The 22,749-nt window shown below is 56.1% G+C and carries 16 protein-coding genes; 5 read left to right on the top strand and 11 right to left on the bottom strand.

What is annotated here, in order from left to right; translation table 11 throughout:
- The first annotated feature begins 1 nt into the window (after window position 1).
- The 4 genes from NE623_RS12350 to NE623_RS12365 all read left to right on the top strand — a co-directional run bounded on the left by NE623_RS12350 (window position 2) and on the right by NE623_RS12365 (window position 2,998).
- Window positions 2–799: a carbohydrate ABC transporter permease gene (locus NE623_RS12350; protein ID WP_256273262.1), complete on the top strand. Its 798-nt coding sequence runs from the start codon at window positions 2–4 to the stop codon at window positions 797–799.
- Window positions 796–1,536 carry an ABC transporter permease subunit gene (locus NE623_RS12355; RefSeq protein ID WP_256273259.1) on the top strand — a complete coding sequence of 247 codons (741 nt, stop codon included), beginning with the start codon at window positions 796–798 and terminating at the stop codon, window positions 1,534–1,536. The genes NE623_RS12350 and NE623_RS12355 overlap by 4 nt, the downstream gene beginning before the upstream one ends.
- Before the next feature lie 252 nt (window positions 1,537–1,788).
- Window positions 1,789–2,220 (top strand): MarR family winged helix-turn-helix transcriptional regulator, encoded by a 432-nt coding sequence (locus tag NE623_RS12360; protein ID WP_256273256.1) that lies wholly within the window; start codon window positions 1,789–1,791, stop codon window positions 2,218–2,220.
- Window positions 2,221–2,224: 4 nt separating this feature from the next.
- Window positions 2,225–2,998, top strand: coding sequence for a sulfite exporter TauE/SafE family protein (locus NE623_RS12365; RefSeq protein ID WP_256273255.1), 774 nt, complete (start codon window positions 2,225–2,227; stop codon window positions 2,996–2,998).
- 57 nt (window positions 2,999–3,055) lie between these two features.
- Here the strand turns inward: NE623_RS12365 and NE623_RS12370 are convergent, their stop codons facing one another.
- The 11 genes from NE623_RS12370 to NE623_RS12420 all read right to left on the bottom strand — a co-directional run bounded on the left by NE623_RS12370 (window position 3,056) and on the right by NE623_RS12420 (window position 21,387).
- A complete protein-coding gene (locus NE623_RS12370) occupies window positions 3,056–3,610 on the bottom strand; it encodes a GtrA family protein (protein ID WP_256273254.1) in 555 nt (184 codons plus the stop codon).
- A gap of 13 nt (window positions 3,611–3,623) precedes the next feature.
- Window positions 3,624–6,041: a glycoside hydrolase family 3 C-terminal domain-containing protein gene (locus tag NE623_RS12375; protein ID WP_256273253.1), complete on the bottom strand. Its 2,418-nt coding sequence runs from the start codon at window positions 6,039–6,041 to the stop codon at window positions 3,624–3,626.
- Window positions 6,042–6,068: 27 nt separating this feature from the next.
- Entirely contained in the window at window positions 6,069–9,050 is a 2,982-nt protein-coding gene (locus NE623_RS12380) for a glycoside hydrolase family 3 protein (RefSeq protein WP_256273251.1), read from the bottom strand.
- A gap of 223 nt (window positions 9,051–9,273) precedes the next feature.
- A complete protein-coding gene (locus NE623_RS12385) occupies window positions 9,274–12,345 on the bottom strand; it encodes a glycoside hydrolase family 3 N-terminal domain-containing protein (protein WP_256273250.1) in 3,072 nt (1,023 codons plus the stop codon).
- Between the two features lie 205 nt (window positions 12,346–12,550).
- A complete protein-coding gene (locus NE623_RS12390; RefSeq protein WP_256273249.1) occupies window positions 12,551–15,424 on the bottom strand; it encodes a glycoside hydrolase family 3 C-terminal domain-containing protein in 2,874 nt (957 codons plus the stop codon).
- Between the two features lie 224 nt (window positions 15,425–15,648).
- Window positions 15,649–16,929, bottom strand: coding sequence for an ATP-binding protein (locus tag NE623_RS12395; protein ID WP_256273248.1), 1,281 nt, complete (start codon window positions 16,927–16,929; stop codon window positions 15,649–15,651).
- Entirely contained in the window at window positions 16,926–17,636 is a 711-nt protein-coding gene (locus tag NE623_RS12400) for a LytR/AlgR family response regulator transcription factor (protein ID WP_256273247.1), read from the bottom strand. Before NE623_RS12400 ends, NE623_RS12395 begins: the two co-directional genes overlap by 4 nt.
- On the bottom strand, window positions 17,633–18,745 hold the full coding sequence (glf, locus tag NE623_RS12405; RefSeq protein ID WP_256273246.1) for a UDP-galactopyranose mutase: 1,113 nt from the start codon (window positions 18,743–18,745) through the stop codon (window positions 17,633–17,635). The genes NE623_RS12400 and glf overlap by 4 nt, the downstream gene beginning before the upstream one ends.
- Before the next feature lie 133 nt (window positions 18,746–18,878).
- The gene (locus tag NE623_RS12410; RefSeq protein ID WP_256276158.1) at window positions 18,879–19,151 is read right to left on the bottom strand and encodes a plasmid segregation centromere-binding protein ParR; all 273 of its coding nucleotides are present in this window, start codon (window positions 19,149–19,151) and stop codon (window positions 18,879–18,881) included.
- Window positions 19,152–19,400: 249 nt separating this feature from the next.
- On the bottom strand, window positions 19,401–20,720 hold the full coding sequence (locus NE623_RS12415) for a sensor histidine kinase (protein ID WP_256273396.1): 1,320 nt from the start codon (window positions 20,718–20,720) through the stop codon (window positions 19,401–19,403).
- Window positions 20,704–21,387, bottom strand: a complete 684-nt coding sequence (locus NE623_RS12420; protein ID WP_256273395.1) for a response regulator transcription factor — start codon at window positions 21,385–21,387, stop codon at window positions 20,704–20,706. Before NE623_RS12420 ends, NE623_RS12415 begins: the two co-directional genes overlap by 17 nt.
- Window positions 21,388–21,478: 91 nt before the next feature.
- Between NE623_RS12420 and NE623_RS12425 the strand changes: the two genes are divergently transcribed.
- Window positions 21,479–22,744: an SMP-30/gluconolactonase/LRE family protein gene (locus tag NE623_RS12425; protein WP_256273394.1), complete on the top strand. Its 1,266-nt coding sequence runs from the start codon at window positions 21,479–21,481 to the stop codon at window positions 22,742–22,744.
- Window positions 22,745–22,749 lie beyond the last annotated feature (5 nt).

A 22,749-nucleotide genomic window follows, 5' to 3' on the forward strand; every position in this document is an offset into this window, starting at 1 on the left:
AATGAAAAAGAATCTTCAGAGTAATATCCTTCTTCTGCCGGCACTTACTGCCGGATTTTTTTGCTATCTGTTTCCAATCCTGATTGCTTTTTGGAAGAGTCTCTTTCTTGGAACAGGTAGCGATTTTGTCGGTATACAAAATTATATGAATCTTTTTGAAAATGAGGCATTTTTACTCGCTGTTAGAAATCTGTTTCATTTGTGGACTATCATTATACCCGTCAATTTGGTTATCGGCATTTTCATTGCGGAAGCTTATATAAAACTCCGACAAGAAAAACTTTGTCTGTTCTATCTTGTTCCTTCAATACTTCCGGCAGCTTGTGTTGTAACAGTTGCATCAAGCATCTTACGAAAATCTCCTAGCCAGTGGGGTGAAACACCATTTGCATTTTATGTGTTCCTTGTAATTGTGTTATGGAAAACGCTGGGATTCTCAATTTTAATTTTTATGGTTGCTATAAAATCCATAGAATCCGAAATCATAGATGCCGCCATGCTGGATGGAGTCACTCCTCTACAATGTTTTTGGTACATAAAGCTTCCAATCATAAAGCGTTCTTTATTGATTTGTGGAATCTTGACGATTTACAATAGCTTTCGATGCTTCCGTGAAGCCTATTTGATTGGGGGAGCTCATCCGAATGAACAACTATATAGCATTCAGCACTTTCTGCAAAACAATTTTATGAATATGAACTATGCACGACTGGAAGCGGCATCTATTTTGGTTGTGCTTTTTGTTGGAGCCTTTGTGCTAATTGGAATGTACTTGGCAAAAAAGAGGAATAACCGATGAACCCACGAAAAGAAGCTGCCTATAGGATGTTGTCTTTGATAGCCGCTGTGATTTTTGTGCTGCCATGCATAGTTCTTGTTTTTTCGATATTTAATATGCACTTGGACAACCTGTGGCAGTTGGATTCTTTGGCAGAATTTGTTTGCGCCTATAAAAACACATTGCTTCTTGCAGGTGCCGGCGTGCTTATTCAAATAGTGATTGCGTTGCCTGCAAGTTATGCGATTGCCAGAATCCCATCTCCGAGAGCACAGACATTTTTTCTTTTGACTTGTGTTTTCTGTTTGCTTTTGCCGCAGCAAGCACTTATGCTCCCTCAATATCTGGTTTTGATGAACATCGGATGGTTGAATTCTCTGAAAGGGCTATTGATAATGACGGCATTCCAGCCTTGGATGATTTTACTCTTTTGGTTCGCAGCAAAAAGAATTGATAGTAGCCTGTTCGATTCAGCAATTTGTGATGGCGCAAGCAACTGGGTTCTTTTTAGAAAAATCTATGCTCCAATCGTACGACCGTATGTTATGATTGCAGTATTCCTTTCCGTCGCTGAGAGCTGGAATCTTTTGGAACAACCCATGACATTTTTGCAGAGCAAAGAAAAATATCCGCTCTCTATGGTTTTGATGCAGCTTTCAACGGATAATGCTGAATTAAAAAATATCCTATGCTTTCTCTTTGTGGTTCCGCTGATGATTTTGTTCGGTACAATGGTAAAAAAGATAATTGATGCATGAAAATAAGCATGACTGATTTGGTTTTATTTCAACAACAGGGTAGAAGTACCAGATGGCATTTGCCGCGTAAAAAATCTGCCAAGAGCAGTGCTCTTGGCAGCAAAGTCTTATTTTATTTCATTGTACGCTTGACGGGATACGGTTCAAATTTCGGCGGGGATTTTTGTTTGCTGTTGACATTCGCCCGGTAAATAGTTATAATGAGAACTGTTCTATTTAGGCATTTTATAAGCCCGGTAAGGAGGTTGCACCGTGGTTCCGATTCTTACCTACGCACAGCACTACAAGAAATACTATTCCGCGCAGTTTGCAGGCGCAGCGGCGGCGTATGGGCTCAACCAGCTGGAAATTGACATTCTGCTGTTTCTGCACAACAACCCGGAGCTGTGCACTGCCAGCGACATCTGCCGCTACCGCGGGCTGGCCAAGTCCAACGTTTCAGCGGCGGTGGAGCGCCTGCGCAGCCGCGGCGTGCTGGAGGTCCTGCCCGCACCGGACAACCGCCGCCAACGCATTCTCCGCTTTACCGGGGCGGCCCGCCCGATGGCGGAGGCACTGGCTGAAATCCAGCGCCGCACGCTGGAGCCGTTGTTTGACGGCTTTACCGCAGCCGAGCAGCAGGCCCTGCAGGAGTATCTCTGCCGCATGGACGCAAATATTCAGCGCCAGCTGAAGAAGGAGTAACGCTATGACGTATCTTATCGCATTCATCGTCTGCTTTATCGCAGGCATCGGCGCAGGGCTGGGCACCGGCTTTGCGGGTATGAGCGCTGCGGCGGTCATCAGCCCGATGCTCATCACCTTTTTGGGCATGGACCCCTACATGGCCGTTGGCATTGCATTGGCCAGCGACGTGCTGGCCAGCGCCATTTCTGCCTATACCTACGGCAAAAACGGAAACCTCGACATAAAAAACGGTGCCGTTATGATGGCCGCGGTGCTCTGCTTCACGCTGGTGGGCAGCTATGTGGCCAGCCTTGTACCCGGCACCACGATGGGCGGCTTTTCCACCTTTATGACGCTGCTGCTGGGCATCAAGTTCATCGTGCGCCCGGTTATGACCACCAAAACCGCCATGAACGCCGTCAGTGCGCGCAAGCGGCTGGTGCAGTCGCTGGTCTGCGGAATGGGCGTTGGGTTCATCTGCGGGTTTATCGGCGCAGGCGGCGGTATGATGATGCTGCTTCTGCTGACTTCGGTACTGGGCTATGAGCTGAAAACTGCCGTTGGCACCAGCGTTTTCATTATGGCCTTCACGGCGCTGACCGGCTCTGTCAGCCACTTTGCCATCGGCGGCGCGCCGGATTTGTTCTGCCTGGTCTGCTGTGTCCTGAGCACGCTGCTCTGGGCACGGATTGCCGCAAAGTTTGCCAACAAAGCCGAACCCGCCACCCTGAACCGTGCCACCGGCGTGGTGCTGGTGATGCTGGGCGTTGCCATTCTGGCCGTCAATTATTTATAAGCACCGTAAAAGGGGCCGCAGCCAAAATTGGCTGCGGCCCCTTATTTTGTCAGGCAGTTACGCCTGCTTGGCCTCCCCTTCCGGGAAGATGATTTTGTTGACGAAGAAGAAAATCACCATCGAGATACCGCCGTTCAACACGGTGGTGCCGATGTTGTAGATGAAGTCCGGCACCAGCAGGCCTGCCACCGCCACCCAGATGCAGTTGATGGAGTTGACGATGCAGGTGATGATGCAGAACGCCACCACATACCAGGCAATCTGCTTGGCCAGATTGCCCTTGCTGCGGAACACGAAACTGCGCTGAATCGGAAAGTTGATGCACTCGCCGATGACCATTGCCACCATATAGGCACAGAAGTACGGCAGACCGCCGTGGGCGGAGTCATACCCCAGAATGTTCCACTGGAAGGTCTCGCCGAAAAGCGTCACCGGGATGCCCGGCCAGCCGAAGTCCACCACCGGCAGGCCGCTGAACGCGGCAGGCAGGAACTGCAGCAGCAGATACTTGAATACGGTAATCAGGTTGGATACGATGACGAACAAACCGCCCTCGCGCACCCACTTGGCAGCGGCCGGGTGCTTGGCCGCAAAGCTATTCCAAAACTGCATGGTCTGCTCCTATTCAGCTGTTGCGCAGCCGGCCTTCCAGCTGCACGTTGAGAATCACGTTCTTGACCGCTTCCACAATGACACGGCACAGGCCGATAATCCAGAAGCCCTTGGCCTCCATCACGATGCCGTCCACCATGCCCATGCTGATGGCGCCGTTGGTCATCTTGGCCAGAGCGCGCAGCGGCATATTGTACTGGAACATCACGTTCAGGTCCGGCTTGCCTCTCTTGTAGCTGGCCGTCAGCAGGGTGTGCAGTACCAGCCAGACCAGCCAGCAAATGGGGCTGCGGCTGTGGTTGAGCTCACCCAGCGTCATATTGCGGTCGATGCGGACCTTGTCCTCCGGGATGAGGCAGCCCATCAGGGTCTCCCACTCGGCATCGGGTACGCTCTGCACCTTGCCGCTTTCGTAGTGGGGCAGGCTCTTGCCCGCGTAGGGGTTAGGGGCCTCGGTGCCGGCCACCTCCACAACAGCCGTCAGGCGGATGTCAGCGGAGGAAGCGCCCACGCGGATTTCGTAGCTGCCGCCCTCAACTTCCCAGCTGTCGGTCTTGGTGTTCCAGTAGCGGAACGCCTTGTCGTCCAGCGTCAGGGTCACGGTCTTGCTTTCCCCTGCAGCCAGCTGCACCTTGGCAAAGGCCTTCAGCTCCTGCGCGGGGCGGAACACCTTCGCGTCCGGCTTGGCAATGTACAGCTGCACAATCTCGGAACCGGCACGGTTGCCGGTGTTCTTTACGGTCAGGGTCACGCTGTGGGCGTCTGCCTTCAGGTCAGAGTAGGCAAAGCTCGTGTAGCTCAGGCCGTAGCCGAAGGGGAACGCCACCGGCACGCCCGCGGTCTGGTAGTAGCGGTAGCCCACGTACAGCCCCTCACGGTACTGCACGGTGCGGCCCTTGCCCGCAAAGTTGTCCTTGGCGGGGGTGTGCTCATAGGCGTTGGCCCATGTTTCCGCCAGCTTGCCGCTGGGGTTGACCTTGCCGGTCAGCACATCGACCATAGCGCCTGCACCGGCCTGACCGCCCAGTGCGCCGTAAACCAGCGCCTTGCAGTGGGTCAGCCACGGCGTTTCCAGCGATGCACCCGCGCTGAGCACAACCACGGTGTTGGGGTTTGCCTGCTGCACAGCCTGCAGAAGCTCAATCTGGTTGTCCGCCAGCTTCATATCGGTGCGGTCCAGACCCTCGCTCTCCTTGATTTCATCAAGGCCCAGGCAGAGCAGAACCACGTCCGCCTTGGTAGCCAGCGCGGCGGCCTCAGCCTTCTTGGCGGCATCGGGCTTACCCTGCCGGTCAAAGCCGGTGGCAAAGCCAACGCTGTTCAAGCCGCTTTCCTTGAGACATTCGAGGAAGGTGTCCACCTTGATGGAGTTGACCGCGCTGGAGCCTGCGCCCTGATAGCGGGGTGTCTCGGCAAAGTCACCGATAACGGCCACGCGGGTACCGGCGGCCAGCGGCAGCAGGCCTTCCTCGTTCTTGAGCAGGACGGTGCTCTCTGCGGCAGCGCGGCGGGCCAGCGCATGGTGGGCGTCGGCGTCAAACTCACGGCTGTGATTTTCCACAGCGGCGTGGGTGTCAAAAACCAACGTCAGCAGCTCATCCAGACGGGCGTCAACGTCCGCCTCGGTGATTTTGCCGGTCTCCACGGCCTTCAGCAGCTCGCGGACGGCATCCCCGCCGGGGGCGGGCATTTCCAGCGTAGAGCCGTTCTTTACGCCCAGCGCATGGTCATTGCTGCCGCCCCAGTCGGTGACAACCGCGCCGTCAAAGCCCCAGTCCTTGCGCAGGATATCCTGCAGCAGATGGGCGTTCTCGTTGGCGTAGGTGCCGTTGATGAGGTTGTAGCTGGACATAATGGTTTTGGGATGTGCCTCTTTGACAACAATCTCAAAGCCGGTCAGGTACAGCTCGCGCAGGCTGCGCTCGTCCACCACGGAGTCGGACGCCATACGGCGCAGCTCCTGGCTGTTGACGGCGAAATGCTTGGGGCAGGCGGAGATACCCTCGGACTGGATGCCGCGCACATAGCCTGCGGCCATCTTGCCGGAGAGGTAGGGGTCCTCGGAGAAATACTCAAAGTTGCGGCCGCAAAGCGGGCTGCGCTTGGTGTTTAGGCCGGGGCCCAGCAGGACGGAGACCTCCTGTGCGGCGGCCTCCTCCCCCATCGCCTGACCGATCTGCTCGCCGAGGGCGGGGTCCCAGCTGCAGGCCACGGTGGCCGCAGTGGGGAAACAGGTTGCGGGTACGCTGGGGTTCAGCCCCAGATGGTCCGCAGCCCCGGCCTGCTTGCGCACACCGTTGGGGCCGTCGGACAGGGTGATAGAAGGAATACCCGCCTTTTTATACCCCCGGGTGGTAAAGACCGTCTCGCCGGAGAGCAGTGCGCATTTTTGTTCAAGGTTCAGTTGTTGGATGATTTCTTCGTTTTTCAAGGGTAGGCACTCCTTTTTCATAGATTGTTATGCGTTTTTAGCGGCCTTGCGCAGCTTGACATCAAGGACAACGCCGCGGACAGCCAGTGCAAACAGGATAACGGCCACAATGTCAATCAGGGCAACCAGCTGGCGCCAGCCGAAGGCAGAGGTGGTAAAGGCGTGACGCACTGCGGTGGTATCGCCGATGCTCTCGGCATAGTCGCGGTTGGTCACACGGACGTGCAGATACATATACAGTGTCTGCTTTGCAGCGCGGCGCAGAGCCTGCAGATAGCTGTTGGAGCCGGTCTCAAAGGCCATTTCACCGCCGGTGAAGCCTGCCATCCACAGGCTGCCGCCTGCGCGCAGGGCCTGGTCACCGTTCATATAGCTGTGGTGGTCGCAGTAGTCGGTAATCACAGCGCCGTCAAAGCCCCATTCGTCGCGCAGGATGCCGGTCAGCAGCGCCTCGCTGCCGCCTGCCCAGACTGCGCCGATACGGTTGTAGCTGCTCATCAGGCCGACCGCGTCATAGTCCTCGACCAGCATCTGGAAGGGACGCAGATAGGTCTCACGCAGGGCCTGCTCGGTCATCCAGGTATAGACAGAATCGCGGTAGATGCCGCTTTCACCGTCATTGCAGATAAAGTGCTTGACGTAGGTGTACACACCTGCTTGATTGGCGCCCTGCACGGTGTTGCCGCAGATGACGCCGGACAGGAGGCTGTCCTCGGAATAATACTCGTAGTTACGGCCGTTGAAGGGGCTGCGGTGCATATTGGTGGCGGGGGCATACCAGCCGGTATAGCCATTCTGCAGGGCCTGCGTGCCGATGGTGCGGCCCTCCTCCTGCGCCAGCTCAGCGTTCCATGTCTGGGCCAGCGTGCTGGAGCTGGGGAAGCCGGTGCCGACCCCCATGCCGGTGAAGCCGCCAATCTGGGCGGGGCCGTCAGCATCCTTGCTCTTGGCCTTGCCGACGCTCTTGAGCTCGGCCAGACCGCCGTAGGCGTTGATGTACATATTTTCCATCTCATCCACGGTCAGCTCATCGAGCAGCGCATCCCACTGCGGGTCATTGAAGTCAGCGCCCAGCTGGAAGCCGAGGTCGGTGGTCTTGCCGTTGTCCTCAATCTTCAGGCCGTTGTTAGCACCGGTGGTGATGGCCTCGTCGGCCTCATTGATGTAGCCGTCTGCCATGTCAGCGGTGTAGAGGTTCAGTGCCTTGACGTTGTCGGTCATGGCACGGCTGGGAGTGTTGCTCTTGGGGAAGGTGCTTGCAAAATCAGCACGGGTCATATAAGCAATGTTCTGCTCGGAATCGCTGCCGTCCAGGCTGACGCCGTCAATGGCATCGCTGCCGGTGAACTTGTTGGAAACCGGATTGCCGGTGACGGTGTCCTCAGCATACTGGACATTGGCGGGTAGGCTGCAGGTAATCGTTGCAGCGGCGTCATCGTCCACATCGTGGGCGTCATGGCGCACGGTGAAGAGGTAGTCGCCTGCATCGAGCTCATAGCCGGTGAAGCCGTTGTGGTTAGCATCGTAGGCGTCATAGCTGGCCATATCGGAGACCGGGATGGTCAGCGTGACCTCCTCGCTCTCGCCGGGCTGCAGCTCCTTGGTCTTGGCAAAGGCACCCAGCTCGACGCTGGATTTCTCAATCTCGCCTGCGGTGTAGGGTGCGGTGTAGTAGAGCTGCACAACGTCCTTACCGGCGCGGTCGCCGGTGTTGGTAACGGTGACCTTCACGGTCACATCGCCGTCCTTCGTCAGGGTGGTGCCGTCGGCGGGGGCGTCGGTCACCTTCCAGTCAAAGCTGGTGTAGCTCAGGCCATAGCCGAAGGGATACTGCACAACGGCGTCATAGCCGGTGCCGTGCTCGTTGGAAACACCGTCCCAGTAGCCCTCGGCGTCGGCGGTTTCGTACCACTTATAGCCGATGTAGATGCCCTCGGCGTAGTCTACATAGGAGACCTGCTCATAGGCATACGGCGTGTCAAGGTTGCCGGTGGTCGTGCCGTCCGCCGGGTAAAGGCCGTCAGCCTCGCTGTAAGCGCCAACGCCCTCCATACCGGCGTTGGCATAGCTGGCGGCTGTGGTCAGGTCATAGGCCCAGGTGTCAGCGGTGCGGCCGCTGGGCTCTTTGTCGCCCCACAGCACGGCGGGGATGGCGGCTGCGCCCTCGGAGCCGGACAAACCGGCAATCAGGCAGGCATCCACGCCGGGGATGGTCTCAATCTGGCCCAGCTCCATAACGTTGGTGGAGTTGATGAGCACTACCACATGGGCGTAGTTGGCACCGACATAGGTCAGCAGATTCTCCTCCTCGGTGGTCAGCTCCAGCATCGTGCGGGTGTCATCCACCACGATGTCACCGCCCTTTTCGGTGCGCTTGTACTGCTGCTTGGTGGCGTCGTTGCTCTCGCCCGCCAGACGGCCGATTACGACCACGGCGGTGTCGGAGTAATTCTTGGCGTTGTCGAGCATGGCCTGCGTGTAGTAGGTCTGGTTGTTGATGTCAGGCTCATACAGGCGGCCGGACTGCTCGGGCCAGCTGTTCAGGGTGCGGGTGTACTCACGGCCGTCCTGGAAGTCCTTGTACATATCGGTCAGCTCAGTGTTGTACTCCACGCCGTAGGCAGTCAGTGCCGCCAGCAGATCGGTGTTGACGGTGCTGACACCGCCGGAGCCGGAGCCGCCGCCCAGCCATGCGGTGGAGGCCCAGCCGAACACGTTGACCTTTTTGTTGTCAGCAGCCAGCGGCAGGGTATTTTCGTTGTTCTGCACCAGAACCGTGCCCTCGGCCTCCACGTCCGCGGCGAGTGCCTCGGCCTTTACTTTGGTGTCTGCAATTTCCGCGTCAGAATAATGACCGCTTGGTGCGCCGATAAAGCTATCAATAATCGTTGCCATCGTGGACAGGAAATAGGTGCCTACCAGAACCGCGACCAACAGAATCACGGACAGCACCAGTCCAATCCCATGCAATATGGGATGCGGCTTGCGAACCTTAGGTTGCTTTGTCATTTGCTTTTTTCTCCTCTTACTTGCTTTTTCCTCTCATAACACTTGCAAGCCGATACCATGCTTTTGTGTTGATTCTATTGTAGCAGAGAAATGCGCCAATGACTCATTTTTTGCATAATCTGTTGTTTTTGAAGCATAACTTGCAAAAAAGCCAAAATGCGCAGGCGTTTTCCTGCGCATTTTGGCTAAGTTTTATAGATTTGTATTGTGCAAGTTGCTGTTTTTACGCTTTGTTGGCCTTGGCAGCAGCCTTGGCTTCCAGTTTTGCCAGCTTACGTTTGCTCGGCTTCCAGACGCGGAAGATGCGGTAGGCAAAGAACACCAGCAGCAGCGTGCAGAGGATGTTGACCACCGTGCGCACAACCGTGGCAATCTGCGGGCCGTCCTTGTAGACGCTGCCCGGCATAGCGTGGTTCATTGCCTTGGTGTTGGCCGTGGTGTACAGCACATGGTGCAGTGCCTCACGGGCGTAATGGTAGGTTTCCGGGTCGTTGGCGTCGTAATTATCCCAGCGGGCCGCGGACGTATCATAGGTCAGCTTCATATCGGCGCCTGCCTCAATCATCTGCTGGCCGAGCATAAATACGCCCGTGTTCGCGTTATCGGTGATGACTGCGCCGTTGAAGCCCCACTCGGTGCGCAGGATGCCGGTAATCAGCGCATAGCTGCCGCCGGTCCAGGTTGCACCGATGCGGTTGAAGGCCGTCATAACGCCCATAGCTGCAGGAATCGTGGTTTCTGCGTTCTGATAGCTGCCGTCCGCCTGCTTCTCGACATAGTTCAGCGTGATATCGTCCAGCTTCATGCACATCTCGAAGGGCTTCAGGTAAATTTCGCGGGCAGACTGCTCATTCAGCCAGGTTGCTGCACCGTACTGGCCTTCACGGTCGCCGCGGTGGTTTTCCTGGTCATTGAAGGCGAAATGCTTGATGTAGGCATACAGCCCCTTGGTGGCAGCACCATATACCTCCTTGGAGGCTACCGTGCCGGACAGGAACGGATCTTCGGAATAATACTCGCCGTTACGGCCGCTGAACGGCGTGCGGTGAATGTTCATAGAGGGCGCATACCAGCCGTCGCAGCCGCCGATAACCGCCTCATTGCCAATCATCGTGCCGTATTCCAGTGCCAGGTCCTGGTTCCAGGTCTGTGCCAGCGTCATCATATTGGGGAACACAGCGCCGGTACCGCCGTAAATCAGGCCGCTGGCAGTATCTGCATCAATCACAAAGGGCTTGCCGACGCTGTCGATGGCCGGCACGCCGTAGCCGGAGCAGGTAATGATGTTATAGTAGTCCTCTGCCGTCAGCTGGTCGAGCAGGTCATTCCACATCGGGTCGTCATAGCTCTTGCCGCGCAGGTCAATCAGGCTCAGACCATTCTTGGCGCCGTAGGTAATGGTATCGCTGTAGGTGTCCCCTACCGTCGGGTTGCCGGAATCTGCAGAATCCAGCTGCGCCACCAGCGCAGCATCCGCAGTCTTTTTGTACTGATAGGAAGCCGGGTTGCCGTCTGCATCGGTGCCGTTGATTTCGTTGCCCCAGGTGCTGATGACGTCACTGGGCTCGCCGTCCGGCTTGGGGAAGGTCCCGGTCCAGTCGCTGCGGGTCAGGTAAACAGCATCGCCCTTGGCAGCGTCCAACTGGTTGGTGATGGCCGCGCCCGTGCGGCTGTCCGTTGCGTAGGTCGTGGTATCGGTCTCGGTATTGGCGGGGGTGTACACAGCCGTGAAGGCGGCATCGCCGTCCGCTGTCATGCCATCGGCTGCGGTCTTGCCCTTGGCAGCCAGCACATTGTTGACAGCCTCATGGGCGTCCTTGGCTGCGGTGATGTAGTAATCCCCTGCATCCAGAATGTACGTCTTTGCGCCGTTGGCGTCATACGCCTTGAGCTGATCCTTGGTGAACGTGACGCTCACGGTCTCACTGGCGCCGGGGGCAAGCTCTGCGGTTTTGCCGTAGCCAACCAGCTCCACGGCGGGCTTCTCCACGCCGTTTGTCTTGTCATAGTCGGTGTAGGGGCTCTGCACATACACCTCCACAACGTCCTTGCCGGAAACGTCGCCGGTGTTCGTCACCGTAACCTGTGCGGTGCAGGTATCGCCGCTCCAATCAGCCTTGAAGTCACTCCAGTCAAAGCTGGTGTAGCTCAGGCCGTAGCCAAAGGGATAGATGACCTCCTTGGCATAGTCGTAATCGCCCGCGTTGCCCTGGCCGAGAACGGTGTCCTCGTAGCGGGTTTCATAGTAGCGATAGCCGACGTAGATGCCTTCCTCGTAGGTGACATAGTTGTACTTGGTGATATTGCCGTTCTCATCATAGTAGGCATAGTCGCCAAAGTTCTGTGCGGCCGGGGATGCGGAGGCATCGGCGGCAAAGGTGTCCACCGTGCGGCCGCTGGGGCTGACCTTGCCGGTCAGAATGTCTGCCATGCTGGCACCAATCGTGGGGGCATACAGCACAGACTTGATGTTGGGATAGTCTGCCAGCCAGTCCAGCTCCAGCGCTGCGTTAGAGTTGATAATCAGCACGGTATTATCATAGTTGTCGTTCAGGTATTGCAGGATTTCACGCTCGGTGGTGTCCGGCTCCAGATAGCTGCGAACCTTATCCTCCTGCGTGTCTGCGTGGTTGTACATGGAGCGCGGCATATCGCGGCCCTCGCCTGCCACACGCTTCAGCACATAGACCGGGGTCGTGCCCTGCACGCTGTCCAGCAGGCCGCTCTCGCCCTGCAGAACGGACAGCGGGCACTCATTGATGCGGAAGTCCTCGGCATCGCCGAAGCTGATGGAGCCGCTGGCCAGACCGTAGCCTGCACCGGCACCCGCGCTGTAGAAGTTCCATAGTGTCTCATTCACATTCAACCCGTGGGAGGCAAGTGCCGTGTTCAGCGGAGTGCCGCCGCCCATCAAACCGGCACCTGCATTCTGGTTGCTGTTGGCAGAGAACAGGCTGACGGTCGTACCCTCTGCCAGGGGCAGGCCGCCGTCATTTTTCAGCAGGACAACGCCCTCGCTGTTGATGCGGTCGGTCAGGTCGGCTTCCGCAGCGCCGATATTGTCTGCCGTGTAATCAGACGTGTTGTAGTCAAGGTTCAGGCCATCCGTCTGCACCTTGCTGTTATCCCACGACTTCTTGTAGCACAGCATGGCATTGACCATGCGGGCATACCCGGGCAGGATTACGTTGGCCGCAAACAGCAGAACCGCCATGACAACTGCCAGAACGCCCAGAATAGCGGTGTGCAGTACATGGCCCACGATTTGCAGCGGGGTCAGTTTTTTCTTTTGCATTTGCTTTTTCCTCCTTGCATTCTAAGACACTGCACAATCAGTGTTCTTTCGTTGCAGATTCTATTATAATCATTTTTTCCGGAAAAGTTGCTTTTTTGCATAATCTGTTGTTTTTGAAGCATAACTTGCAAAAAAGCCAAAATGCGCAGGCGTTTTCCTGCGCATTTTGGCTAAGTTTTATAGGTTTGTATTGTGCAAGTTGCTGTTATTGAGCCTTCTGGGCCTTGGCAGCCTTCTTTGCGGCGCGCTTGGCCTTGCGCTCTGCCTTCTTGGCAAGATAGCGCTTGCTGGCCCACAGCGCGCGCACCGCCTTGAAGCCGAAGAACCACATCACCGCCACAAAGACCGCCAACGCCACGTAGCCATACTGCCATGCCGGGATGATGTTCTTGACCGTGGTATCGGCATCCACACCGTTCATTGCGTTGGAGTTGGCCACCGCATACAGATAGCGGTGCGCGGCCGTGCGGGCGTTCTGCATAACCGTTGCAGTCAGCTCGCTGTCATTGAGCGCCCACATATTGTAGGCCGTGTTCAGCCACAGGTCATTGCCCGCAGCCAGACCCTCGCGGATGTCGCAGTAATCAAAGCTGTTGAAGGAGGTCTGGTCAGTAATGACAAAGCCCTTGTAGCCCCACTCACCACGCAGAATGTTGGTCATAATACCCTCATGGCCGCCAATCCAGCGGCAGCCGATGCGGTTCATACCACTCATAATGCCCACAGCGCCGCCGTCCACAACGCTCATCTCAAAGGGCTTCAGATACAGCTGGCGGGCGGCCTGTTCATTGACGAACATCGCACCGCCGATACGGTTGGTCTCCTGGTCATTGAAGGCGAAATGCTTGATGGTGACAATGCCGCCCTTGCTCTGGAAGGCGGCAGTCTCCGCTGCGCCGAACACGCCGGAAAGCAGCGGGTCCTCGGCATAATACTCAAAGTTACGGCCGCTGTTGGCTGCACGGTGGATGTTCATAGCCGGGGCATACCAGACCTGCACCCCGCTGGATAGGCTGTCCTCGCCCACCAGCTTGCCACGGCGGGACGCCAGCTCCACATTGTAGGTCGAAGCCAGCACCACCGCAGGCTCATACGCCATGCAGTGCAGATTGCCGCCCGCCAGCGTGCTGGAAATGCCTGCGGGGCCATCCTTATGTACCGTGCCAGGCACGCCGATGCTCTCGACCGCCATCGTACCATAGCCTGCATGGCTAATCAGATTGTAGGTGTCCTTCTTGCTCATCTGGCTCAGCAGCGTTTCCCAGCGGGCATCGTCATAGTCCACGCCAATCAGGTCGCACAGCTTCAGGTTGCCCGCCTCATCAAAGGTCGGCATTTCGGCGCTTTCATCCTCCGGGCGGGTAATTTCCAGCGCGGTCAGAACGGTTTCTGGGGCCTCCCAGCTGCCATTCTGGTAGGTGGCTGGCCAGGTGCCGCTCCAGTCGCTGCGGCTCAGATAGGTAAAGTCAGCGTCGTAGGTCGTAATATCCGCATCCGCCATCTGTGCGGTGACGGCTGCGCCGGTTTCTGCCGTTGCAAAGGTCTTGGTGTCGGTCTGCGCCTGATTGTAGAGCGCGGTCATAGCCGCATTGCCGTCCACCTCTGCGCCCTTGGCGGCCAGAATGTTCTTGGCAGCCTCATGGGCGTTGGAGGCAGCCGTCAGGTAGTAGTCCCCTGTCTCCAGAATGTAGGTGCCCGCGCCGTAGGCGTCAAAGACCTTCAGGGCGCTCTTGTCCACATCAATCTTGACGGTCTGGCTTTCGCCGGGCTGCAGAATATCCGTCTTGGCAAAGCCGACCAGCTCCACCGCCGGTTTTTCAATGCGGTTGGTGCGGTCATACTCGGTATATGGGTTCTGCAGATACGCCTGCACAACCTCCTTGCCCGCGGCCTTGCCGGTGTTCGTGACGGTAACGTTCAGCGCAAAGCCGTCCGTCGTTTCGGTCATCTTGTAATCCGACCAGCTGAAGTCCGTATAGCTCAGGCCGTAGCCGAAGGGGTATACCACCTGTGCATCGTAGTCAAAATCCCCCGCATTGCCTTGTGCCAGAACGGCATCCTCATAGCGGGTCTCATAGTAGCGGTAGCCGACATAGACGCCCTCGGCGTAGACAATATACTTGTTACCGGCAAACACATCGCTGTTTGTGATGGTGTAGTCGCCCAGATTCGCAGCGGCCGGGGCAGAGGCTGCGTCAGCCGCCCAGGTGTCCACCAAGTGGCCGCTGGGGTTCACCGTGCCGTTCAGTGCCTCGCCGATGGCATAGGCCCCTTCCTGCCCCAGTGCGCCCACCCACAGCACAGCGTCAATGTCATACCGGCTGAGCTCCGTCATGTTGATGGGGTTGGTCACGTTCAGAAGCAGAATCACCTTGTCAAAGCGTTCGGTTGCCATCTGAATCAGGTTGCGCTCCTCCTGTGTGAAGGAGAGGTACTCTGTCGGCAAATCCACGCTTTCACTGCCGCTGCGGCCAATCACCACGATTGCAGCATCATTGTACTGCGCCATGCTGTCAAATTCAGCCTGCGTGTAGGCGCTCTGCGGAGCCTCGTTGGCGGCAAAGCGGCCCTGCCCGGTAACGCTGGGCACTTCCTTTTTATAGGAGGCACCCGCGCCGGTGGTGTAAAAGTCCCACAGCACCGGGTTGACGGTAAAGCCTGCGGCCTCCATAGCCTGCCGCAGGTTGGGCGCGGTGGAGGTGTCCACGCTGCCCGCGCCTGCGCCGCCATAGACAAGGTCGGCTGCGCTTTCGCCCAGAAGGGTCACGCTTGCGCCCTTGGCCAGCGGTAGGGCATCTCCATTATTGCGCAGAAGAACCATACCCTCCTGCTCAATTTCGCGGCAGAGCTGGGCCGAAGCCTCCTGCACCGCCGCGGCGGAGGAATAGTCACTGGTGAAATACTGCGGATTGCTGCCGCCGCTTTTGGCGGTGGTCGGCATTGCTATGGCCATACTGACCATAGCCGAATAGTTGTTGGACAGCGGAATGGCAATCAGGCAGGCAGCCCCCAGCAGCGCAAAGATAAGCGCCAGCAGAACCGCCAATACCCGCCGCACAACGCAGAGGAACGTTTTCATACTTTTTTCTCCTTCTTTTTCGGCCTCGCCGAATTTTGCTTCTTTATTATAGCGTTTTTTACAGAAAAAACACAAAAAATACATAAATTGTCGGTTTTGCTTCATAATCTGTCAATTTCGTCGGAGTATGTCAATTTTTATTGGTCATTTTGCCGGTTTTCCGTCTTGCCTGTTTGTGCAATCTGCGCCATCAAAAAAACTCCGGAGCTATCTCCGGAGTTTTTTCACAGTTCATTCTTTTGCGGCAGCAGTACCCGCAGGGTGAACCACTCGTTTTCCCAGTGCAGGGTCACAGTTCCGCCGCGGGTCTCGGCGGCGGCGCGGACGCTTTTCAGGTCATAGCCGCCGTGGCTGCTCTGGCGCGGCAGACCGTCCGGCCCCAGCTCCACCGGCTGGGCGCAGTAGTTTTCAAACCGCAGCATCACAAAGCCGTTCTGGGCGTAGACGGCCACGCGAATCAGCCGTTTCTCGGGGTCCTGCTCGGTCAGCACACTCTCGGTGGCATTGTCCAGCGCCGTGCCGACAATGGTGCATATCTCCCCTGTTGACAGAAAATCCAGCAGGGTGCCGTCTGCCACGCAGGTCAGGTTGATGCCGTGCTGCTGGCAGTACATACTTTTGGCGGTAAGCAGGGTGTCCAGCACCGGGTTGCCGGTCTTGTTCTCGGCCTCATAGCGGTGGATGTCGCTTTCCATCTCGGCCAGTGCGGCGTCCTGCTTGACCTTGTCGCGCTCGGCACGAATGGCCGCAATCTGCATTTTCAGCTCATGGTAGCGGCGGTTAATCAGGCGGATGTTCTCTTTGCTCTGCTTGTATTGCTCATACTGGCGGTGCAGGACGTTATCCATCGCCGCCAGCTCGCTGTGCAGCGCCGCCTCCCGCAGTTGCTCATGCTGGACGCTCAGAATCAGCACGCCCGCAAAGTCCACCAGCGTGCGGATGTAGAACACCACGATTGTGACCTCGTCCCCCGAGACGAAGCTCAGATTGCTTACGGCAAAGACCGTCACTGCCATTACCACCGCCATCAGCATGGCGGTGGGGGTGATGACCAGCCGGGCCGCAATCTTGCGGCGACTCTCAAAACAGAACAGAAAACCGTAGACCACCGCATAGACCACCGCCAGCAGCAGCAGGGACAGCGGCTCCCCTGCCCCGCGTTGCGGCCAGATTCCGCAGTGGAACTGCCATTCCACGCTGGCGGCGAACTCTGCCACAATAAAGGCGCGGGCGCAGCAGTAGCCCGCCTCCAGCAGGTTCAGCTCCCGCGTAGCCAACAGGTACAGATAAATCCACACGATGGCCGCCACCATGCAGGGTATCCACCAGAGCAGCGGTACATCGCCGGTCAGGTAGAGGAACGCCGCCAGCAGTGCGCCCCAGCCCGCCGTAATGCCCCAGTACACCGGCTTTGCGGTGCGGGACGGCGCGGCTTGCGCGTAGAGCACCGCGCCCAGAATTTCCGCCAACGCGGTGTAAAGCCGCGGAATATCCGGCAGAATCATGCGCCGCCACCCCCGATATAATCCGCCAGCGCGGCCAGAAACGCCTTGCGCTTGGGGCGGCTGATCTGCAGCTCATGCGGGCCGACCTGCACCGTGTTCTGCTGCACGCCGGACACGTGCGCCAGATTGACCAGATAGCCGCTGTTGCAGCGGACGAAGGCGCTGTTTTCCAGCTTTTCCTCCCACGTTTTCAGGGTGCCGGGGGCGGAAAAATCTCCGTTTTCCGTATAGAAGTTGATGCGGTGGCCATCGCTCTCGATGTAGTAGACCTCGGCGGCGTCCACGCGGCGCATACCGCCGTCCACCGGCACGGCCAGATACTGCCGCGCCCGCCGGGTCAGCTGGCCAACGGCCTTTTGCAGCTGCTGCGAGAACGCAAAGTACGGCACCGGCTTGAGCACATAGTCCAGCGCCCCCACCGCGTATCCCTTGATGGCGTACTGCGCCATATTGGTAATGAAAATCAGCTGCACCTCGCTGTCCATAGCGCGGATACGGCGGGCCGTCTCCATACCGTCCAGCTGCGGCATCTCCACATCCAAAAAAATAATGTCATAGACAGGCCGGTATTCTTCCAGAATTTCCAGTCCATCGGTGAACATCGTCACCTCAAACAGCGTGCCATACTGCCGTGTGCAGCGCTGCACATAGCCTGCCAGCTGTTCGCGGACCGCTGCCTCGTCCTCGACGATTGCAACGCGGATCATGCCAGCTCTGCCTCACAGCGGTCAAGCACGGCGGCGATAACCTGATCCATATCGTAGTATTTGTACTCGCCCAGGCGGCCGCCGAAGATAACCTTCGGCTCGGCCTCGGCCAGCTTCTTGTATTCAGCGTACAAGGCGCCGTTCTTGGCATCGTTGACCGGATAGTACGGCTCATCGCCGGGCTTCCACTCGGAGGAGTACTCGCGGCTGATGATGGTCTTGGGCAGATCGTTGCCGTTCTCGTCCTTGCCGAACTCGAACCACTTGTGCTCGATGATGCGGGTCCACGGCGTCTCACGGTCGGTGTAGTTGACCGCGGCATTGCCCTGGAAGCTGGGCTTGTCGAGGAGCTCGTTCTCAAAGCGGACAGAGCGGTACTCCAGCGTGCCCAGCTTATAGTCAAAGTAGGCGTCGATGGGGCCGGTATAAACCACCTTGTCAGCCAGTGCATCCAGTGCAGCCTTGTTTTCCAGATAGTCAGTGTTCAGGCGCACTTCAATGCCGTCCAGCAGGTTGGCAATCATCTTGGTGTAGCCGCCGATGGGGATGCCCTGATACAGGGCGTTGAAATAGTTGTTGTCAAAGGTCAGGCGCACAGGCAATCGCTTGATGATGAAGGCGGGTAGGTCCTTGCAATCGCGGCCCCACTGCTTCTCGGTGTAGCCCTTGATGAGCTTCTCATAGATGTCGCGGCCCACAAGGGAGATGGCCTGTTCTTCCAAGTTCTTCGGCTCACCGGTGATTTCTTTGCGCTGCTCCTCAATTTTGGCGGCAGCTTCCTCCGGCGTGACCACACCCCACATCTTATTAAAAGTATACATATTGAAGGGCAGCGAGTAGAGCTCGCCCTTGTAGTTGGCAACCGGCGAGTTGGTAAAGCGGTTGAACTCCGCAAACTGGGTGATATAATTCCAGACTTTTTTGTTGTTGGTATGGAAGATATGTGCGCCGTACTTGTGGACGTTGATACCCTCGATGTTCTCGGTGTAGATATTGCCCGCAATGTTGGGGCGCTTATCAATCACCAGCACGCTCTTGCCGTGTGCCTTTGCCTCATGCGCAAAGATAGCGCCGTACAGGCCGGAGCCGACTACCAGATAATCATACATATCGCTGTTCTCCTATATTCAATTTGCTGTGCAGATAGTTTGAAATCAGTATACCACGATTTGTATGAAAAGTCCATGTTGCGGCACCATTTTTATCCCCTTGTCCCATAATCAGCGCATTGGAACCACCCCCCTAAAGTGAATCCAAAAAAGAAATCGCTGCAGTCGGAATCGCATCGTCTGGCGGTGAGCTGGGAACAGCGTTGGTTATGTTGACTGCCTGCAACTCTTCCCGCACCACCTTGCGGATGCTTTTCTCCAGCCTATCCGCCTGCTCCGCCGCAAGGATGCTCTGTACCAGAAACTCTTTGCGTTTGGCTGGTGGCATCTGCTGCAGCAACGCCCACACGCGGCGGTGTTGCGGTTCATTGAGGTTCGGGCGGAAAACATATTGCGGTCGTTTCATACCTCGGTATTGTACCAACAAACCGCCATTGAGGAATAGGAGGGCTTATTTTGACGGTCCTCTCCCCTTCTGATATAATTTACTCTTGATTGTCACCTCCAAATTATGAGTGAGGTGAACGCTTGAGTTTTCAGGAAATAATTTTGCTGCTTAGTTTTATCGGTATCAGCCGCACACTGCCCGACGGTTAAATCCGAACCGCCGACAAAAGGCAGGCTCCTTGAGCCTGCCTTTTGTCAGTTTCTATCTTTATGCACTACACACCGTAAGACAGAAAGTCGCGCCACCGCCCGGCGTGTCGAGCACGGTCAGCGAACCTTGCTGCAACCTGGCCAATTCTGTTGCTACAGACAGCCCCAAGCCATAATGCCCGGCTTTGTTTGGTGCCTGCTGTTGCTGCGCCTCCCTGCGATAAAAGTAGTGGAAAACCGCTTGCTTTTCCTCGTCCGGGATACCCGGCCCGTGGTCTACCACCCAGAACCGTGTTTTCCCTTCCTCACACTGATCGACCCGCAGCTGAACAGAACTTCCCTCCGGGGCATAGGAATGCGCATTATCCAGCAAGATGGAGAGTATCTGCTCCAGGCGCTGCTCATCCGCAAAAACAGATGGCAGTGCCGTATCCGGCAGCTGCAAGGTCAGTTCCTGCGCTTTCTGTGCAAAAATGGGAACAAACTTTTCATAAACAGACATCGAAATATCTTCCGGCACCAAGGGCTGTAGTTGTAATTCCCAGCGCCCGGTACCACCATTGGTAAGAACCAGCATATCGTCGATCAGCCTTGCCATTTGGCGGGTCTCGCGCTGGATGGTTTGACAGGGTTCTTCCGGGTCGGATACTCCGCGCCGCAACAGATCAACAGAAGTGGAAATCACTGCAAGAGGGGTTTTCAATTCATGGCTGGCGCCAGCTAAAAAACGCAGCTGCTCTGTATGCGCTGCTTCTACCGGGCGGATCACTCGCTTGGACAGCCATGCGGCAACTATGATCAGTGCCGCCCATGCAATGCAAAAAACGACCGCATATTGAACAAGCAGGCGCATCATCCCGGAAACATCCGTTGTCATTGGTTGCAATACAAGCACATTATACCACTGCGTCGTTGAAGCAGAATGATTTTGCAGTGCCGCCCGCCATTCTTTTCCTGCGGCGGTCAGGACAAAGGTCCCGCTCTGGGCCTTTGATGAATACAGCGTTTCCCCTACGGCATCTTCTTTCAGTTCTGCCAAAAGAGCATCCCGCATTTCTGCCGTCAGTGTGGGCGTGAACGTGAGCAATGTTCCCCCATCAACAACGGCCACGGATAGATCACATTGTTCTGCAAACTGCAACAGGCTCTGCGTATCCACACTTCCTGGTGCCGACAAGTACGCATTCGCGGTTTGGCTTTGAGACAGAAACAACGACTGTGCAGCACTCTGAATCTCTCTCTTTGCCGCATGAAATGAAATAGCACAGGCGATAAAGAGCACCAAACCGGTCAAAATTGCGCAAAAAGCGGTTATCCGGTACTGCAAATGACGATATATTTCTTTTCGGGAAGATTTTGTTCTATTCTTCTGCTTCATATTGCAACTGGTAGCCGGTCCCCCGGCTGTTTATGATTTTAACTTTTGAATGCAGATGTATCAGCCGCTGCCGAACCAAATGGATATAGGTGTCGATCACCGCATCCGTCACCTCTGCATCCGGCCCCCAAATCCGATTGAAAATAACACTTCTGGTAATGGGAGTGCCCGCGCTTCGCAAAAGGAGTTCCATCAACTGTGCCAACCGCTTCGGCAGGATTTCCTCTCCTTCCGGCCCTTTGAGCAACCGAACTCCTGGCTGGTAGCAAAGATCACCAAAATCCAATTGACTTGGATCTTCCAGGGGGACCGACCGCCGCGACCAGATCCGCAAACGAGCCAGCAATTCTTCCATGGCAAATGGTTTTACGATATAATCATCGGCTCCTGCGTCCAGCCCGCTGACTTTATCCCCAAGACTGTCCAACGCAGTAAGCATCAGAATAGGCGTCGTAATGCCCTGCGCCCGCGCCTTTCGAGTTATGGTCAGACCGTCCTGGCCAGGCAGCATCCGATCCAGCAGGATCAGATCACTGCTATTGTTCATAATTTGAAATTCGGCATCTATTCCGTCAGCGCAAGAAACCACCGTATATCCTTCGCTTTTCAGAACAGCCTCGATATTGTGCCGCAAAGCATCATGATCTTCTACCAAAAGAATTTTCATTTTCGTCCTCTGTTTTGAAAAAATTCAGGATAATTTAAGTGTGCATCCGTTACAATCAGTGTAAAGCAAATTTCGAAGGGAGTCAACCATCATGAAGCAAATCGGAAAAAAACTCTTATCTGCAACACTATCAGCCCTGATGATAGTGTCGGCCTTATCCGCATGCGGAAGCTCGCCCTCGGATGCTGCCGAGACTTCCGCTCCGGCCAGTGAATCTTCCAGCGCATCTGCCGATTCACAATCCACGGAAATTTCAAAAACAGGTACGGCTACAGGCGCCTATGTTCAAGAGTCTATGTCCGAAAACCCGCCCGATACATATAGCCGCTTTTACGATCTGCGGATCGATCAGGATGGAAACGTCCTCCTGGTCGGATTAAACTCAACGGGTAAACGTCAGCTCTTACAGTTTGAATCCTCTACATGGACTGTTCTGCAGGAAAGCGACATGCCTGCCAACGCCCCAAACTATGTGGACATCGCAGATGACGGCTCGATTTGGGCTGTCACAAGAAACAGCGACGGGCAGTATTCGCTTTGTACCGGTCAAGACGCGAATGCATTAGAGCCCGTAGAGGTAGATAGCCTGCTGCAGTCCGGCGCTCTACCAGTTGGACTCCGGCTGACCGATGACGGGAAAGTATTTCTGACAGTGCAAGTGGCAGAATCCACCATTTTCGTACTGATCGACTGCGCCACGCGCCAGGTTACAACGATAACCCCCGGCTTTTACGGCAGCCCGGTCCTGTATTCAGAGGGGAAAGTTTACGCTTTTGTTACTGGCAGCACGAACCTGACTGTCTTTGATGCAAACAGCGGAAATACTTTGCAGCAATATCAACTGCCCCTTGCCGAGTCCCTGCCCTCAACATGTGCCGCTTCTGTAAACAGCGGTATTTTGACCTGGGCCGACAGTAACGGAATCCATCAGCTCGCCCTAGATGGCATGCTGCAGCAAACATTCGCTGACAATCGCAGTTTTGTACTCGCAAGCAACGAGTTTATAAAACAACAGCTTGTTGTGGATCAAGACGGCAGCTATTGGGTCAGCGGGATGGATGGCAACAATCATGCGCAGCTTTACCGCTATCACTACGATGCGGAAGCGACGATTCCTTCTGGCAGTGAGTTGGTTATCTGGGCTATGGAAGACAGTTTTCTCCTGCGGGAGGGCATCAATGCTTACGCGGCCCAGCATCCAGAGCAGACCATCACAGTGGAATACGGGCAGGACAGCATAAATAACGGAATGACGCTTGATGATGTTATTCGAACCCTCAATGTGGAGATCTTCGCAGGAGAGGGGCCAGATGTGCTTGTATTTGATGGGCTGCCGATCGAGTCCTATATAGATTAGGGGAT

It is taken from the genome of Gemmiger formicilis (assembly GCF_024462815.1).
In the GTDB taxonomy this organism is placed as follows: Bacteria; Bacillota; Clostridia; order Oscillospirales; family Ruminococcaceae; genus Gemmiger.

Bases quoted from the DNA above. Each gene is read 5' to 3' on its own strand.
- NE623_RS12350 (WP_256273262.1), top strand. From the start codon at position 2: ATGAAAAAGAATCTTCAGAGTAATATCCTTCTTCTGCCGGCACTTACT.
- NE623_RS12355 (WP_256273259.1), top strand. From the start codon at position 796: ATGAACCCACGAAAAGAAGCTGCCTATAGGATGTTGTCTTTGATAGCC.
- NE623_RS12365 (WP_256273255.1), top strand. From the start codon at position 2,225: ATGACGTATCTTATCGCATTCATCGTCTGCTTTATCGCAGGCATCGGC.
- NE623_RS12370 (WP_256273254.1), bottom strand. From the start codon at position 3,610: ATGCAGTTTTGGAATAGCTTTGCGGCCAAGCACCCGGCCGCTGCCAAG.
- NE623_RS12380 (WP_256273251.1), bottom strand. From the start codon at position 9,050: ATGACAAAGCAACCTAAGGTTCGCAAGCCGCATCCCATATTGCATGGG.
- NE623_RS12385 (WP_256273250.1), bottom strand. From the start codon at position 12,345: ATGCAAAAGAAAAAACTGACCCCGCTGCAAATCGTGGGCCATGTACTG.
- NE623_RS12390 (WP_256273249.1), bottom strand. From the start codon at position 15,424: ATGAAAACGTTCCTCTGCGTTGTGCGGCGGGTATTGGCGGTTCTGCTG.
- NE623_RS12395 (WP_256273248.1), bottom strand. From the start codon at position 16,929: ATGATTCTGCCGGATATTCCGCGGCTTTACACCGCGTTGGCGGAAATT.
- NE623_RS12400 (WP_256273247.1), bottom strand. From the start codon at position 17,636: ATGATCCGCGTTGCAATCGTCGAGGACGAGGCAGCGGTCCGCGAACAG.
- glf (WP_256273246.1), bottom strand. From the start codon at position 18,745: ATGTATGATTATCTGGTAGTCGGCTCCGGCCTGTACGGCGCTATCTTT.
- NE623_RS12410 (WP_256276158.1), bottom strand. From the start codon at position 19,151: ATGAAACGACCGCAATATGTTTTCCGCCCGAACCTCAATGAACCGCAA.
- NE623_RS12415 (WP_256273396.1), bottom strand. From the start codon at position 20,720: ATGAAGCAGAAGAATAGAACAAAATCTTCCCGAAAAGAAATATATCGT.
- NE623_RS12420 (WP_256273395.1), bottom strand. From the start codon at position 21,387: ATGAAAATTCTTTTGGTAGAAGATCATGATGCTTTGCGGCACAATATC.
- NE623_RS12425 (WP_256273394.1), top strand. From the start codon at position 21,479: ATGAAGCAAATCGGAAAAAAACTCTTATCTGCAACACTATCAGCCCTG.